The following is a 15,763-nucleotide window of genomic DNA, read 5'->3' as shown; positions in this document are numbered from 1 at the left end:
ACATGATCCATTCGAACGCACACGTCACGCCGGGCCACGGCCCGGACATGGGCACGCCGCTGCGCGAGAGCGAAGTCGACGTCACGCTGGAAATCGACGGTCAGCGCGTAACAGTGCCGGCCGGCACGTCGATCATGCGCGCCGCCGCCGGTCACGACGTCAACATCCCGAAGCTCTGCGCGACGGACTCGCTGGAGCCCTTTGGTTCCTGCCGGCTCTGCCTTGTCGAGATCGAGGGGCGGCGCGGTTTTCCCGCGTCGTGCACGACCCCTGTCGAACCGGGCATGAAGGTGCGCACGCAGTCGCCCAAATTGCAGGATTTGCGACGCAACGTGATGGAGCTTTACATCTCCGATCACCCGCTCGATTGCCTGACCTGCGCGGCCAACGGGGACTGCGAGTTGCAGGACATGGCGGGCGTGACCGGGTTGCGCGAGGTGCGTTATGGCTTCGAAGGCGACAACCACATCAAGAGCGCCAAGGACGAGTCAAATCCGTACTTCACGTATGACCCGTCGAAATGCATCGTCTGCAATCGCTGTGTGCGGGCGTGTGAAGAGACCCAGGGCACCTTTGCGCTGACGATTTCCGGCCGTGGCTTCGAGGCGCGGGTCTCGGCCGGGCAGGATCAGCCGTTCATGGAATCGGAGTGTGTGTCGTGCGGCGCGTGCGTGGCGGCCTGCCCGACGGCAACGCTTCAGGAGAAGAGCGTCATCGAGATGGGCCAGCCGGAGCACGCGGTCGTGACGACGTGCGCGTACTGCGGCGTTGGCTGCGCGTTCAAGGCGGAAATGAAGGGTGGCGAAGTCGTGCGCATGACGCCTTACAAGGACGGCCTCGCCAACGAGGGGCACGCCTGCGTGAAGGGACGCTTTGCGTGGGGCTATGCCACGCACAAGGAGCGCATCACCAAGCCGATGATCCGCAGCAAGATCACAGACCCTTGGCGAGAAGTGTCGTGGGACGAGGCGCTGGATTATGCCGCGTCGGAGTTCCGGCGCATTCAGGCAAAGCACGGGCGTGACGCCATCGGTGGCATCACCTCGTCGCGTTGCACGAATGAAGAGACGTACCTCGTGCAGAAGCTCGTGCGCGCGGCGTTCGGCAATAACAACGTCGATACCTGCGCGCGGGTATGCCATTCGCCGACGGGCTATGGCCTGAAGCAGACGCTGGGCGAGTCGGCCGGCACGCAGACCTTCAAGTCCATCGAGCACACCGACGTCATTCTGGTGATGGGCGCCAACCCATCGGACGGGCATCCGGTCTTCGCGTCGCGGCTCAAGCGGCGGGTGCGCGAAGGCGCGAAGCTGATCGTGATCGATCCGCGCCGCATCGATATCGTCGACGGGCCGCATGTGAAGGCGGCGTATCACCTGCCGCTGCGTCCCGGCACCAATGTCGCGATGGTGAATGCACTCGCTCATGTCATCGTCACGGAAGGGTTGTTGGCCGAGGCTTTCATCGCCGAGCGATGCGAAGACCGCGCATTTGCTCAGTGGCGCGAGTTCGTGGCGTTGCCGGAAAATTCACCCGAGGCGGTGTCGGTCGTCACCGGGGTGCCCGCCGAACGGATTCGTGGCGCGGCCCGGTTGTACGCGACGGGTGGCAATGCAGCGATCTATTACGGGCTGGGGGTGACGGAGCACTCGCAAGGCTCCACGACCGTGATGGGCATTGCGAATCTGGCGATGGCTACGGGCAACGTCGGGCGCGAGGGCGTGGGCGTGAACCCGCTACGCGGGCAGAACAACGTGCAGGGGTCGTGCGACATGGGGTCGTTCCCTCACGAGTTGCCCGGCTACCGGCATGTCTCCGATACGTTGGTGCGGGAGCAATTCGAAGCGGCGTGGGGCGTCACGCTGCAGGCGGAGCCGGGCTTGCGCATCCCGAATATGTTCGACGCGGCGATTCACGGTAGTTTCAAGGGGCTTTACTGCCAGGGCGAGGACATCGTGCAGTCCGACCCGAACACGCAGCACGTGGCGGCGGCCATGGAGGCGATGGAGTGCATTGTCGTGCAGGACATCTTCCTGAACGAGACCGCCAAGTACGCGCACGTCCTGCTGCCGGGCACGACGTTCCTCGAAAAGGACGGCACCTTCACCAACGCCGAACGGCGGATCTCCCGTGTACGCCGTGTCATGGCGCCGCTGCCGGGCATGGCCGATTGGGAAGTGACGATTGCGCTTGCGAAACGGCTGGGGTACGACATGCCGTACTCACACCCCTCGCAGATCATGGACGAGATCGCTCGGCTCACGCCGACGTTCCACGGTGTGAGCTACGCACGTCTCGACGAGGCGGGCAGCCTGCAATGGCCGTGTAACGACGACGCGCCCGATGGCACGCCGATCATGCACGTGGACGCGTTCGTGCGCGGCAAGGGGCGCTTCATCATCACGCGCTACGTGCCGACCGACGAGAAGGTCACGCCGCGCTATCCGCTGTTGCTCACCACGGGGCGTATCCTCTCGCAATACAATGTGGGCGCGCAGACGCGTCGCACGCACAACGTTCACTGGCACGACGAAGACCGGCTCGAAATCCACCCGCACGATGCGCAGGAGCGGGGAATCAAGGATAACGACTGGGTCGGCATCCGGAGCCGGGCGGGCGAGACGGTACTGCGCGCGGTGCTCAGCGAGCGCATGCAGCCGGGTGTGGTGTACACGACGTTCCATTTCCCCGAGTCGGGGGCGAACGTGATTACGACTGACAACTCGGACTGGGCGACCAATTGTCCCGAGTACAAGGTGACGGCCGTGCAGGTGCTGCCCGTGGTGCAGCCCTCGGCATGGCAGGCCAAATACTCGACGTTCAACCGCACGCAGCTCGAATTGCTCGATGCGGCCCGCACGTCTTCCGAGCCGGTGCCGGCGAAGTAGGCGGCGACCTTGTGAATTGAAGTGGAGTCAACGTTTGACGATGTCCAACCTTTTGCGTGACCGCAACGACACGCCGTCCACACGCGCAGCGCGCGAAGAAGACGCGCAAGCGATTGCCGCGCCCGTGTGCGATGTTGCGCCTGCGGCCATCGATCCGCAGGCGCTGACGCCGCACGCAACGTTCGCCGTGCGGCGCTTTCGCCAGGGCGAGTGGCAACAGGCGAGCGATGCGTTGGCCGAGGAAGTGCCCGTCGCGCTGGAGTTCAATGGCATCTCGCATGTGGTGATGCTCGCGACCCCGGCCGACATCGAAGATTTTGCGTTGGGCTTTGCGTTGTCCGAGGGCATTCTGAACGACCGCCGCGAGTGCTATGGCATCGACGTGAGCGCGACGGCACTGGGCATTACTGCGCATCTCGAAGTCTCGTCGCGGGCATTTGCCGGGCTCAAGGAGCGTCGCCGTAATCTCACGGGACGCACCGGCTGCGGACTGTGCGGCACGGAAAGCCTCGATCAGGTGCTGCGGCCGTTGCCGGCGGCGGGTGAGGCGCTGCGTGTGTCGCACGCGGCACTGGCCGCAGCGCACGCCGGACTGGCAGCGCATCAACCGTTGAACGGCGTGACGGGAGCGGTGCATGGGGCGGCCTGGTGTTCTGCGCAGGGCGAGATCCTTGGTTTGCGTGAGGACGTTGGCCGGCACAATGCCCTCGACAAGCTGATTGGTGCACTCGCACGTGACGGACAGGCGTTCGACCGAGGCTTTGTGCTGATGACGAGCCGTGCAAGCGTTGAAATCGTGCAAAAGGCGGCGCAGGTCGGCATTCCCATGGTGGCGGCCGTCTCGGCGGCCACGGCGCTGGCAGTGCGAACGGCAGAGGCGGCAGGCGTCGCGTTGGTGGGATTCGTGCGTGGCGAACAATGCGTCATCTATACGGGTGGGGCGGCGCTCGACGAGAGCGTCTGACGGCAGCGGCGGAGCAGGAGACTTTTGATGGACGGTAACAACCTCGTGCGCATGGCCAATCGCATCGCGGACTTCTTCGAATCGTTGCCCGATCGGGAGGAAGCGCTGGGCGAAGTCGCCACGCATCTGCACAAATTCTGGGATCCGCGCATGCGTGCGCAAATTCTCGCGCTGGCCGACACCCCCGAGGCGGCCGAGATGCATTTGCTCGTGCGCGAAGCGCTGGCGCGTCATCGGGCGCGGCTGACTCCGTCGAACTGACGCCGTCGAGCTGATCCGGTCGGGACGACCTGGTCGAGGAGCGGCTGGCCTTGACGCGAGCATACGCTGCTCGCGGTATAGTAGGGGCAACGGTCGCGTAGCGATGCGACCTCACCAGCGGAGGACTTGATGAGCGATACCCCCACGCGCAAGCCCAGCCCACAGCAGCCTCACAAGGAGGATGACGTGGAACGCGACCTCGATGAAGCGCTCGAGGAGACGTTTCCGGCGAGCGATCCCGTTTCTATCGAGATCGACAAGCCGAAACGTGCACCGGCGTCGAAATCTGCCGAGGCGAAGCGTCTCGACAAAGGGTTGGAAGAGACCTTTCCCGCGAGCGACCCGGTGTCGATCGATACCGGCAAGACACCGAAGCCGTAATCGAGGCGGTGGTTCACGGCACGTTTCCAGTCGGTTTGCGGCGCAATGCCGGTGGATGGCGTACCAATCCGGAAGGTTCGGCGCATAGCCCCGCCAGATGGGGCCGTCGGCCAAAAATAAATGTCCGCTCCGGTAGGGGTTTGACGCCCGGCCGGGGCGAATTCGTGGCAAAATGCCGCGCCTGACTCTCTCAGGCTGAGACTGTAGGAAATAAATGGCGGCAGGTACGGTAAAAAAAGTTCGACGCTACGCGCTGGAAACCATCGATGTGATGGGGCAGAGCGGGCTTGGCGTCGTCGAGCGCCCCGATGGGCGTTTCGTCATGTATCCGGAATACTGGACACAGACGCAGGCGCTTAGCCAGAAAATGCGCACGTTGTACCGCCGTAATTGCCAGCTTGAGTATCAATTGGCGAAGCTCACGCGCGAACTCGATCGTTTGCGCAGTGTGGTCGATACGCCGCGCCCCACGGGGAATCCGCAAGCGTCGCTGCCCGGCACCGACGTGCCGCAGCCCGAGCCCAAGCTCGACAATCCCGCCGCCGAGTTACCGCCACGACGACGCAAACGCGCCGCCTGAAGGTCGGTCGCCGCCACAGCGACACCTCGCTCATGTCGCTCCAGTCCTGCCGATTTGCCCTGTAACGTTACCGAAACTCCCCTCAACAGTCAGCTTTCTGTTTGCTTCGCCGACCATCATGGCGCTTACCGCATCGCAACTCGAAACCTTCCGTGACGACGGTTATCTGATCCTTCCGCGCTATGTGGCGCAGGCCGACTGCGAGGCGATTCTGGCTGACGTGCGAGCGCAGTTGGCGGCAGCTACGCCGCCGCTCGAGTTCGAAGCCGATGTGGGATATGAGGGCGCGCCGCAGTCGCGAGACGCGGAAGGCGGGCAGACCGTGCGCCGTCTGCTCAAGGCTTACGATCGCGGCGATGCGCTGCGCCGATGGGCGACCCGCCCGGACCTGATCGAGTCGCTCGCGCAGATCTTCGGTGAAGACGTCGTGCTGACGCTGGCGCACCACAATTGCGTAATGACCAAGCATCCGCACTTTGGCACAGCCACGGGTTGGCATCGCGATATCCGTTACTGGTCGTTTCCGGAGAATTCGCTAGTTTCCGTTTGGCTTGCGCTCGGGCCGGAAACGCGCGCCAATGGCGCGCTGCGTTTCATCCCGGGCTCGCATCGCGAGCAACTCAAGCCGAACCAACTCGACTCGCTCGATTTCCTGCGTCCTGACGAACCGGACAACCAGCCGCTCGTTGCCCGCGGCCAACAGGTGGAGCTGGCACAGGGCGACGTGGTGCTGTTCCATAGTGGCCTGTTCCATGCGGCGGGCCGCAACGAAGGCGATACCACGAAATTCTCTGTGGTGTTTGCGTATCGCGGCGAGAGCAATCCTCCAACACCGGGTACGCGTTCGGCGTCTGCTGGCGAAGTCCCCCTCGGCCACTGACCTAGCGCGGCTGCCGGGGGTGACCACGCCGGCGCCCCTTCAATTTGGGCGCTTTCCTAAAGCGAAGGGGACCTTTTCCCGCGTAGACTCTTCGACCACCCTTGTGGCGTCACACGCTGGCCCACGCGCCCCCGGTCGCCGGGAAGGCGACGCCGTGTTGCGCCAGTACTCTGGCTGACGCCATTCCATCACAAGTGTCGTGTCGCGCCTGCCGATGTCGATCGGCGAGGCGCGAGCGGTCGTTTCCGGAGAAATTACGTGTCCCATTTACCCATTTCGCCCTCAGCACCGCCCGCCGCTGCATCGGCGGCACCCGGTGCGTCCACCGCCGCAGGGCGCGCCACCTGGGGGTCACGGCTGGGCTTCGTTCTGGCCGCGGCGGGGTCTGCCGTGGGGCTCGGCGCCGTCTGGAAATTTCCCTACGTGGTCGGTCAGCATGGCGGCGGCGCGTTTCTCATGGTGTATCTGGGCTGTGTGCTGTCGCTCGGCGTTGCGCTATTGCTCGCCGAAATGACCATCGGACGGTTGACGGGCAAGTCCATCACGACAGCGCTGCGTGAGCTGGGTGGACGCCGCTGGGCATGGGTCGGACGTATCGCGACCTTCAACGCCTTCGCGATTCTGTCGTTTTACGTGGTGGTCGGTGGCTGGACGGTGGCGTATCTCCAGCGAGCGATCACGGGCAAGGTGCTGGCTGCCGACACGGAACGTCTCGTTAGCGAATTTTCGTCGTTCATCGCGGACCCGGTAGCCTCGCTCGTGAGCATGGGGGTGTTTCTGGGGCTCACGTGCGTCATCGTGGCCGCCGGGGTGCAGAAGGGCATCGAGCGGGCGGGCAAGTGGCTCATGCCCGCGCTGTTCGTCCTGATGCTGCTGGTCATCGCCCGCGCGCTGACCTTGCCGGGCGCCATGGCTGGGGTGGCGTGGTATCTCACGCCGGACTTCTCGCTCATTTCCGGTAGCACGTTGCTGGAAGCGCTGGGACTCGCGTTCTTTTCGCTGTCGCTGGGTGCCGGCATGATTGTGGTCTACGGCTCGTACTTGCCCAAGAACGCCAGGCTGGCCGGCGCCGCCGTGTGGGTGGCAACACTCGCCACGCTTGCCTGCTTTCTCGCCGGGCTGATGATTCTGCCTGCGGTCTTTGCTTTCGGCGTTGCCCCTAATGCAGGGCCGGGGCTGACCTTCATTACGATGCCCGCGATCTTTGCGCAGATGCCGCTCGGTCATGTCGTGGCGGTGGCGTTCTTCCTTCTACTCCTGTTTGCGGCGTTGACGTCCGCCGTCTCGCTGTTCGAACCGGTCACCGCGTTTCTGATCGATGAGTACCAATGGCGTCGCGGGCCTGCTGTCGTCGCCGTGCTTGTGGCGACATTTCTCTTTGGCGCACCGGCTGCGCTGTCGTTTGGCGTGTGGTCGGATATCCGCCTGTTCGATCGGACGATCTTCGATCTGATGGACTATGTGACCGTCAACTTGTTGATGCCGGCAGGCGGGCTTTGCGTAGCGTTCTTCGTCGGTGTGTGCATCTGGCCGTCGGCACGCACTGTCCTCGAGGGCACGCGCTGGCAGTGGTTTGTGCGGGTGTGGCGTGTCTTGCTGCTTGTGCTCACGCCCGTCGCGATCTTCGGTGTCTGGTATCAGAGCCTCTGACGCGCGACGAGACGAGCCATTACGCCACAGGCGTTCTCATCGTCACCCACTCTTCGGCGGCCGTCGGGTGTACCGCGAGGGTGCGGTCGAAGTCGGCCTTCGTCGCACCCATCGATAGCGCCACGCCGAGCAATTGGACCTGCTCGCCCGCGTGATCGCCCACCATGTGCGCGCCGACGATCTTGTCGGTCGCGCCATCCACGAGCAGCTTCATCAGAATCTTTTCCTGACGGCCCGACAGCGTTGCCTTGAGCGGGCGGAACGACGCCTTATACACCTTGAGCTGCGAATATTGCGCGCGCGCTTCGCTTTCGGTCAGGCCGACCACGCCAATCTCGGGCGTGCTGAACACAGCCGTCGGGATCAGTTTGTGGTCGACACGCGTTGTGCGCTCGCCGAACACCGTATCGGCAAAGGCCTGCCCCTCACGAATCGCCATCGGCGTGAGATTGACACGGTCGGTGACGTCGCCCACAGCAAAGATCGATGGCACGTTGGTGCGAGAGAATTCGTCCACGATCACGGCACCCTTGTCGTTGAGCGCCACGCCGCTTGCGGCAAGTCCGAGGCCCTGCGTGTACGGCACGCGCCCGGCGGCACTCAGCAGCACGTCCGCATCGTGCGTGCTGCCATCGGACAGCGTGATGCGCAAGCGGTCCTCAACCTTGTCCGCACGCTCCACTTTGCGCTCCAGCAGCACCTCGATACCGCGCTCGCGATAGGCGGCCTCCAGCGTGGTGCGTACCTCTTCGTCAAAACCACGCAGCAGATGCGGGCCGCGATGCACGAGCGTGACCTGCGAGCCGAGTCCGGCGAATACGCCGGCGAACTCCAGCGCGATGTAACCGCCGCCAATGATCGTGATGCGTTCGGGGAGCGATTCGAGATGAAACACTTCGTTTGACGAGATCGCATGTTCGCGGCCGACGAAGTGGGGCTGGTCCGCCGGTTTGCCACCCGTGGCAATCAGAATGTTGCGGGCCGTGATGCGTTCACCCGTGGCAGGCAGAACTACCGTGTGCGGTCCTTCGACGACGGCACGCGCGGCGACCAGTTCGGCGCCCGCACGTTCGAGATTGGTTCGGTAGATGCCTTCGAGGCGGGCGATTTCCGTGTCTTTGCGCGCGATGAGGGTCTTCCAGTCGAACGTTGGGGCGGGCACTTGCCACCCGAAACCGGCGGCATCTTCAAACTCGTCGGCAAAACGGCTCGCGTAGACGAGCAGCTTTTTCGGAACGCATCCGCGAATGACGCAGGTGCCGCCGACCCGAAACTCCTCAGCCACTTTCACGCGCGCGCCATATTGCGCCGCGACGCGTGCTGCACGCACGCCGCCGGAACCGGCGCCGATCACGAAAAGATCCACATCGAACTGGGGCATTGCTGACTCCTATATGTCATGCGGCGCGTCGTGCCACCGGAATGATTCGGACAGCATCGCGACGGCCATCGCTTCTCGCGTTGAGCGATTGTGCCAGAGACATGCCCATGACGTCGGCGTTGCACGCGCGAATCCGGACTCATCCGAACCCGACATCGGATACCTCCCCATGCCCGAACGTCATAAGGTGGATCGTCCGTCAATTCGGGTTTTCGCACGGTCGTGCATTTCTCTTGACGCACATCAATGCGCCAGGCGAAACGCAGGTCGACAATCGAAGGCGTCGAGAGTCGATCAATGCTTCAACGGTGCGTGGCGACTGGCTCACAAGGCGTCGCAGACGTTTCACCGAGGATTCAAGCGCGGCAGCCGGATGTTTCTGAAGTGAAACATTTCTTCAGGCTCGTCCTGGTGTCACGCCAATGGTGGGAATGGAAGTGCATAAGAATCAACAGGTTATTTTTCATGGCGCGAAAGTTGCTGTGACTCTGTCACGACAGGCGGGACTGACCGCCGGCACGCGAGGATGTCATGACGAAGTCGCTCCCCCGCCTCACGGGCGCCACGATGGCGCTGGCGTTGTTGTGTTGCTTCTGGATACCGGCATCGGCACATGCCGCGAGTCCGCCGGGCCCCGCAATGTTTTCGGGAGCCTCGGCAAGCGAGAAGACCGCAACCGCCAGCGCCCGGCATGGCGTCCGGCCGACTCGGGCCGCGCGCGCGAAGCGTGCGGCCCGAGCGCCGGCTTTCCCGCCGCCGGGTTCCCCTCCGCCCGCCCTTGCCGGCGTCGCACCAGCCCCCTGGCACGACGTGTTCACGGAGGCGGGTGCCTGGGCATCCGATCCGATCATCGTGAGCGGCCGGACGTTGGGCCACACGCTCGGCAATGCCGGGCTGACGACGGCGCTGGACACGCCGGTGACCGGGCCTCGCGCCGGGCTTACCGGGCTGTATCAATCCGTCTGGCATCGTGCGCTTTCCAATCCTGCACTGAGCACACAGCTCTTTGCCGGCGCACCGGAATACTTCGGACTGCATTTCTAAGTCGGCCCGCATGGCGGAGGGACACCCTCGCGTGTCTCGTTCGATCCATTCAAAGCGCATGCCCCATTCACCGCGGCGTTGATCGCCTTCCGATGCGTTGTGCGCGTCGGTTGGATCGCCACCCGCTATCCCTCACGTCGGCACGGCCCGCGTTCCCTCGCTTTTCCGAGCGCGGCGCCTGCGGCATGGACCTGTCTCTCACGCTTGCCTCGCCAAGATCAATGCGGGTAGGATTAACCCGCAGTTCAAGCGTGGCATTTTCTCAAGACATGCCGACTGCCGGCATGCCATTCCGTTCTGGAGCCCCCTTATGAGCACGCCTGAAGTCTCTGTGCAAAGTCCTCCCCAGAAGAAAGCGGTTCCCATCGGATTGATTGCCGGTGTGATCGTCATGATCGCCGTGCTCCTGATTCCCATGCCCGACGATCTTCCGGTCGCCGGGCACCGCATGTTGGCGATTCTCGCCTTCGCTGTCGTTGTGTGGATTACCGAAGCCGTGTCGTATGAGGCCAGTGCCATCATCATTACCTCGTTGATGGCTTTCCTCGTGGGGACCGCACCCACGGTGCAGGACCCCAGCGTCGAATACGGCACCTCGCGGGCCATCAGCATGGCGCTCGCCGGCTTCTCGAACTCCGCGCTGGCGCTCGTGGCCGGGGCGTTGTTCATCGCGGCAGCCATGACGTTGACCGGGCTCGACCGGCGCATCGCACTCGTCACACTCTCCAAGATCGGCACCAGCACGCGTCGCGTGATGGTGGGGGCGATCGCGGTGACCATCCTGCTCTCGCTCGTGGTGCCGAGCGCGACGGCGCGCAGCGCCTGCGTGGTGCCGATCATGATGGGCGTGATCGCCGCCTTCGGTGTCGACAAGCGTTCGAATATTGCGGCCGGGGTCATGATCATCGTGGCGCAGGCGACGAGTATCTGGAACGTCGGTATTCAGACGGCCGCCGCGCAGAACCTGCTGACCGTGGGCTTCATGGACAAGATGCTCGGCGACCGGATTACGTGGGCCGAGTGGCTGGTCGCGGGGGCGCCGTGGGCCATCATCATGTCGGTGGTCCTCGTGGTGCTCGTGCTCAAGCTGATGCCGCCCGAGGCCGATGCCATCGCGGGCGGCAAGGAAGCCGTGGAAGCGCAATTGCGTGAAATGGGCCCGATGACGAGCGCGCAGAAGCGCCTGCTCGCCGTGTCGATCGGCCTGCTGCTGTTCTGGGCGACGGAGGGCAAGCTGCACCGTTTCGACACGACCTCGGTGACCTACGTCGGTCTGGTCGTGCTGATGCTGCCGCGCTTCGGCGTGATGACCTGGAAGGATGTGCAGTCGCGCATTCCCTGGGGCACGGTGATCGTGTTCGGTGTCGGTATCAGTCTCGGCACTGCACTACTGACGACGCAGGCCGGCCAATGGCTGGGGAATCACGTGGTCGCCGCGACCGGTCTGGATTCGCTTCCGACACTGTGGGTCTTCGCGATTCTGGCGGCATTCCTGATCCTCATTCACCTGGGCTTCGCCAGCGCGACGGCGCTCACGTCGGCCATGCTACCGATTCTGATTGCTGTGTTGCAGACGTTGCCGGGTGACTTCAACCGGCTGGGTATGACCATGCTGCTCGGTTTCACGGTGAGCTTCGGCTTTATCCTGCCGATCAACGCGCCGCAGAACATGGTGTGTCTGGGCACCGATACCTTCACCGCGAAGCAGTTCGCGCGCGTGGGCATCGTGATCACCCTCGTGGGTTATGCGTTGCTGCTGCTCTTCGCCGCGACGTACTGGCGCTGGCTGGGCTGGCTGTAATCCGCGCCGATCGAACAAGGAGTCAATATGCGAATCCCCCTGCATGACGCTACCGACTTCGGCAAGCAACTGCTGCTCGCCCAAGGTGTGCCCGACGATATTGCGTTGGACGTCGCACAGCATCTGGTCGAGTCGGACCGCGTCGGTTATGCGAGCCACGGGCTCTCGATTCTGCCGACCTACCGCAAGGTGCTCGAAGACGGGCAGGTGAATCCGACCGGACGTCCGAGCGTGCTCACCGATCACGGCAACCTGTTGCTGTACGAAGGCAATCGCGGCTTCGGTCAGCACGTGGGCAAGTTCGTGGTCGAGCATGCCATTGCGCGTGCGTTCGACAAGGGCGTCTCCATCCTCACGCTGCGCAACAGTCACCATCTGGGCCGGATGGGCCAGTACGGCGAGATGGCGGCACATCAGGGGCTGGTGTTCATGGCGTTCACCAACGTCACGAATCGCCAGCCGATGGTCGCACCGTATGGCGGTAGCGAGCCGCGCCTGACGACCAACCCGCTGTGCTTTGCCGGACCGCTGCCGAATAACCGTCCGCCACTGGTGGTGGATATGGCGACCAGCGCCATCGCGATCAACAAGGCGCGGGTGCTGGCGGCCGAGGGTAAGCAGGCGCCACCGGGCTCGCTGATCGATGGTCACGGGAATCCGTCAACGGATCCGAATGCGCTGTTTACCGAACCGTTCGGTGCGTTGCTGCCGTTCGGCGGTCACAAGGGCTACGCGCTGGGCATCGTGACGGAATTGCTTGCCGGAGTGTTGTCGGGCGGCGGCACGATTCAGCCGGAACATCCGCGTGCAGGCGTGGCCACGAACAACATGTTCGCCATCGTGCTCAATCCGCAGGTCGATTTCTCGGCGACATGGCGCTCGCATGAGGTCGAGGCATTTATCGACTATCTGACGTCGTGCCCGCCACAGCCCGGTTTCGACCGCGTACAGTATCCGGGCGAGTACGAGGCGGAGAATCGCAAGAAGCATCACGATCACATCGATCTGACGCCTCCGATCTGGGAGTCGTTGATGAAGATGGCCGCCGAGCTTGGCGTGGCGCCACCGCGAACGTTGTGACCGGACGAAGGGAGTGCGCGCGCAGCTCCCTTTGTGCGACGATGGCAAGACGAAGATGCATGGATTTGGGCGATGCCTGTGGCATTGCAGGGAGAAAAGAAAGGCATGGCATTACTCAAGGTCGACGTAGTGAGCACCGAGCGGGCGATATTTTCGGGCGAGGCACGTTTCGTCGCGGTGCCGGGCACCTCAGGGGAATTGGGTGTGCTTCCCGGGCACACGCCATTGCTGACGGCGGTGCGCCCAGGCACCGTTCGGATCGAGGCGGGCGACGGGGCCGATACGTTTCTGTACATCGCCGGAGGATTCGTGGAGATTCAACCCGACCGGGTGACGATTCTCGCCGACACCGCCATGCGTGCCGAAAGCCTTGACGAGGCGCGCGCCCAGCGTGCGCGCGAAGAAGCCAAGGCGCTGCTCGAGACGCAAGCGAGCGATATCGATTACGCCAAGGCGCAGGCGGAACTGACCGAGGCCGTCGCGCAGTTACAGGCGATCCGGCGTATGCGCAAGCAGAAGGAAACGCGCTGAGCCGGAAGCGCACCGGTCAAACCGGATCTCGCGCCGCCGGCGCCACGCCTTAGCGGTCAGACAATCTCAGGCAAAACGGGCAGTCCTCACGGGCTGCCCGTTTTTTTCGTCCTCGGGAAAACAGGCATGAGGTGCAACCGCCTGAGGTAAACCCCGAGTCGATTCGACTTGCGCCATCTTTTTGAACTCACTATATTTCTTTCAAATAACAGTTATTGCAGTGAGATAACTGTTTATGAGAAATGCGATGGTCGCCTTGTCGCCATCTCAATGCACGCGTGATGTCACGCGTCGGTGTCCTTGGAGTTCAAATGAGCGAGACAGCAAAGCAAACGGAACAGGAAGTTCTCTTCACGCAGGTCGGCCGCGTTGCGGTGATTACGTTGAACCGCCCGCAGGCGCTCAACGCCTGGACCATCGCCATGCGCGAACTGATCATCGATGCGCTCGAGCGCTTCAATGCCGACGAGAACGTGGCGGCCGTGATCATGACCGGCGCCGGTCGCGCCTTCTCGGCCGGGCAGGATCTGGCCGAAGCGAAGCACTTCGACGGCGACACCGCCATCGAGTGGATCAAGGGCTGGGAGCATTACTACGACGTGATTCGCAGCCTGAAGAAGCCGCTGGTCATGGCACTGAACGGCACGGCGGCAGGTTCGGCCTTCCAGGTGTCGCTGCTGGGCGATATCCGCGTCGGACATCCGGGCGTGCGCATGGGGCAGCCGGAGATCAACGCCGGCATTGCGAGCACGACCGGCCCGTGGATCATGAATCACATGCTGGGCCTGTCGCGCACCATCGAACTTACGCTCACCGGCCGCCTGATGGAAGCTGACGAATGCCATCGTCTGGGCCTGATCCATCACCTCGTGCCGGAAGAGAAAGTGTTTGAGAAGGCGCTGGAGATCGCGTCCGATCTGGCCGAGAAGCCACCGGTGGCGATGCGTCTGGACAAGCAGCGCTTCCGCGAGATGACCGAGGGCACCTTCCAGGACGCCATCGAAGCCGGCATGCGCATTCAGCGCGAGTCATACGAGTCGGGCGAGCCGGCACGCATGATGGCGGCGTTCTTTGCCAAGCGCGCTGCCAAGGCCGAGGCGGCAAAGGCCTGAACGATACCGGCCGCCGTCGAATGACGTCCCGCCGCCCGGTGTCACGCACAGTGTTGCCGGGCGGCGACTCTCACAGGACATGCGCGTCGCGTCTGTCCACACGCTAGCGGAGTTTCCCATGTCTTACTCGCACGACCCGCAAAACCCGTCCCGTCGCCGCGTCATGAAAATGGCCGGTACTGCCGCGCTGGCAAGCGCGCTACCGTTGGCTGCGTCGCGTACCGTGTTTGCACAGGCACGTCAGTTGATCGTCTCCGATCCGGGCGGCCCGTACACCGCCGCCTACCGCCGCGCGTTCTACGACCCGTTCGAGAAAGCGACCGGTATCAAGGTCGTGAGCGTGGCGCGCGATTCGCAGCCGGTCGCACAGTTCGCGGCCATGGTGCAGACGAAGAACTTCGTGTGGGATGTGACAACGCTCACGCTGTCGGCCGACATTCCTTACCTTGAGTCGAAGGGTTTTCTCGAGCCTATCGGCATGAAGGTCGGCGACTTCCCCGGCATCATGCCCGAGGCTGTCACGGCAGACTGGCTAGGGGTCGACGTGTACTCGACCGTGCTGGCCTATCGCACCGACAAGTTTCAGAAGGAAGCGCCGCAGACGTGGGCAGACTTCTGGGACGTGAAGCGCTTCCCGGGACGCCGCTCGCTGCGCCGCAGCCCGCTCGACACCCTTGAGCAGGCGCTTCTGGCCGATGGTGTGCCCATCGACAAGCTCTATCCGCTCGATCTCGATCGCGCTTTCAAGTCGCTCGACAAGATCAAGCCGCACATCAATCTGTGGTGGACGTCGGGCGCACAGGCCATGCAGGCGATTCAGAGTGGCGATGTGGACATGATGTCGACGTGGAACGGTCGTGCGCAGGCGGCCATCGACAACAAGGCGCCGGTGAAGATCGTCTGGAATCAGGGGCTGTACTCGATCGAAGGGTGGGGCATTCCGAAGGGCACCCCGCGTGCCGAGTTCGCAAAGCAGTTCGTGAGGTTCTGCGGCGATCCGGCCCGTCAAGCGCTGATTACGCAGGATCTTGCGTATGGCCCGACCAACCTCAAGGCCTTCGACGCGATTCCGAAAGATCGCGCACCGCTGTTGCCCACGGCCCCGGCCAACCTGAAGGGGATGCGTCTGCCGAGTCCGCAATGGTGGGCGGAGAACCGCACGAAGGCCACCGAGCGTTTCAATGCATGGCTGTTGTCGTAAGTGGTGAAG

At 63.5% G+C, this 15,763-nt stretch carries 14 protein-coding genes; 13 read left to right on the top strand and 1 reads right to left on the bottom strand.

Annotated elements, in window-relative coordinates:
- The first annotated feature begins 2 nt into the window (after positions 1-2).
- From fdhF to PI93_RS16115, 7 genes are all read left to right on the top strand, one after another.
- Positions 3-2,888 carry a formate dehydrogenase subunit alpha gene (gene fdhF / locus PI93_RS16145; RefSeq protein WP_039374420.1) on the top strand — a complete coding sequence of 962 codons (2,886 nt, stop codon included), beginning with the start codon at positions 3-5 and terminating at the stop codon, positions 2,886-2,888.
- A gap of 40 nt (positions 2,889-2,928) precedes the next feature.
- Positions 2,929-3,852, top strand: a complete 924-nt coding sequence (fdhD, locus tag PI93_RS16140) for a formate dehydrogenase accessory sulfurtransferase FdhD (protein ID WP_201278398.1) — start codon at positions 2,929-2,931, stop codon at positions 3,850-3,852.
- A 27-nt stretch (positions 3,853-3,879) separates the two neighbouring features.
- The gene (locus PI93_RS16135; protein WP_039374421.1) at positions 3,880-4,113 is read left to right on the top strand and encodes a formate dehydrogenase subunit delta; all 234 of its coding nucleotides are present in this window, start codon (positions 3,880-3,882) and stop codon (positions 4,111-4,113) included.
- A 129-nt stretch (positions 4,114-4,242) separates the two neighbouring features.
- The gene (locus PI93_RS16130) at positions 4,243-4,494 is read left to right on the top strand and encodes a hypothetical protein (RefSeq protein WP_039374423.1); all 252 of its coding nucleotides are present in this window, start codon (positions 4,243-4,245) and stop codon (positions 4,492-4,494) included.
- Between the two features lie 214 nt (positions 4,495-4,708).
- Entirely contained in the window at positions 4,709-5,074 is a 366-nt protein-coding gene (locus PI93_RS16125) for a hypothetical protein (protein WP_039374425.1), read from the top strand.
- A 118-nt stretch (positions 5,075-5,192) separates the two neighbouring features.
- On the top strand, positions 5,193-5,954 hold the full coding sequence (locus tag PI93_RS16120; RefSeq protein ID WP_039374426.1) for a phytanoyl-CoA dioxygenase family protein: 762 nt from the start codon (positions 5,193-5,195) through the stop codon (positions 5,952-5,954).
- 258 nt (positions 5,955-6,212) lie between these two features.
- Positions 6,213-7,604 carry a sodium-dependent transporter gene (locus PI93_RS16115; protein WP_080759416.1) on the top strand — a complete coding sequence of 464 codons (1,392 nt, stop codon included), beginning with the start codon at positions 6,213-6,215 and terminating at the stop codon, positions 7,602-7,604.
- 19 nt (positions 7,605-7,623) lie between these two features.
- On the opposite strand, the gene gor is transcribed toward PI93_RS16115, so the two are convergent.
- Positions 7,624-8,985, bottom strand: a complete 1,362-nt coding sequence (gene gor / locus PI93_RS16110) for a glutathione-disulfide reductase (protein ID WP_039374428.1) — start codon at positions 8,983-8,985, stop codon at positions 7,624-7,626.
- A 531-nt stretch (positions 8,986-9,516) separates the two neighbouring features.
- Here gor and PI93_RS16105 point away from each other — a divergent pair.
- From PI93_RS16105 to PI93_RS16080, 6 genes are all read left to right on the top strand, one after another.
- The gene (locus PI93_RS16105) at positions 9,517-10,029 is read left to right on the top strand and encodes a hypothetical protein (protein ID WP_039374429.1); all 513 of its coding nucleotides are present in this window, start codon (positions 9,517-9,519) and stop codon (positions 10,027-10,029) included.
- 310 nt (positions 10,030-10,339) lie between these two features.
- On the top strand, positions 10,340-11,830 hold the full coding sequence (locus PI93_RS16100; RefSeq protein ID WP_039374431.1) for a DASS family sodium-coupled anion symporter: 1,491 nt from the start codon (positions 10,340-10,342) through the stop codon (positions 11,828-11,830).
- Between the two features lie 27 nt (positions 11,831-11,857).
- Positions 11,858-12,910, top strand: coding sequence for an Ldh family oxidoreductase (locus PI93_RS16095; RefSeq protein ID WP_039374432.1), 1,053 nt, complete (start codon positions 11,858-11,860; stop codon positions 12,908-12,910).
- Positions 12,911-13,015: 105 nt separating this feature from the next.
- Positions 13,016-13,441: a F0F1 ATP synthase subunit epsilon gene (locus tag PI93_RS16090; protein WP_039374482.1), complete on the top strand. Its 426-nt coding sequence runs from the start codon at positions 13,016-13,018 to the stop codon at positions 13,439-13,441.
- A 311-nt stretch (positions 13,442-13,752) separates the two neighbouring features.
- Positions 13,753-14,553, top strand: coding sequence for an enoyl-CoA hydratase/isomerase family protein (locus tag PI93_RS16085; RefSeq protein WP_039374433.1), 801 nt, complete (start codon positions 13,753-13,755; stop codon positions 14,551-14,553).
- Positions 14,554-14,671: 118 nt separating this feature from the next.
- Positions 14,672-15,754, top strand: coding sequence for an ABC transporter substrate-binding protein (locus PI93_RS16080; RefSeq protein WP_039374434.1), 1,083 nt, complete (start codon positions 14,672-14,674; stop codon positions 15,752-15,754).
- Positions 15,755-15,763: the final 9 nt, after the last annotated feature.

The sequence above is a fragment of the Pandoraea fibrosis genome (genome assembly GCF_000807775.2).
GTDB classification, from domain to species: domain Bacteria; phylum Pseudomonadota; class Gammaproteobacteria; order Burkholderiales; family Burkholderiaceae; genus Pandoraea; species Pandoraea fibrosis.
Note: the sequence above shows the minus strand (reverse complement) of the source record. Positions and strands in the feature narration are given on the sequence as shown.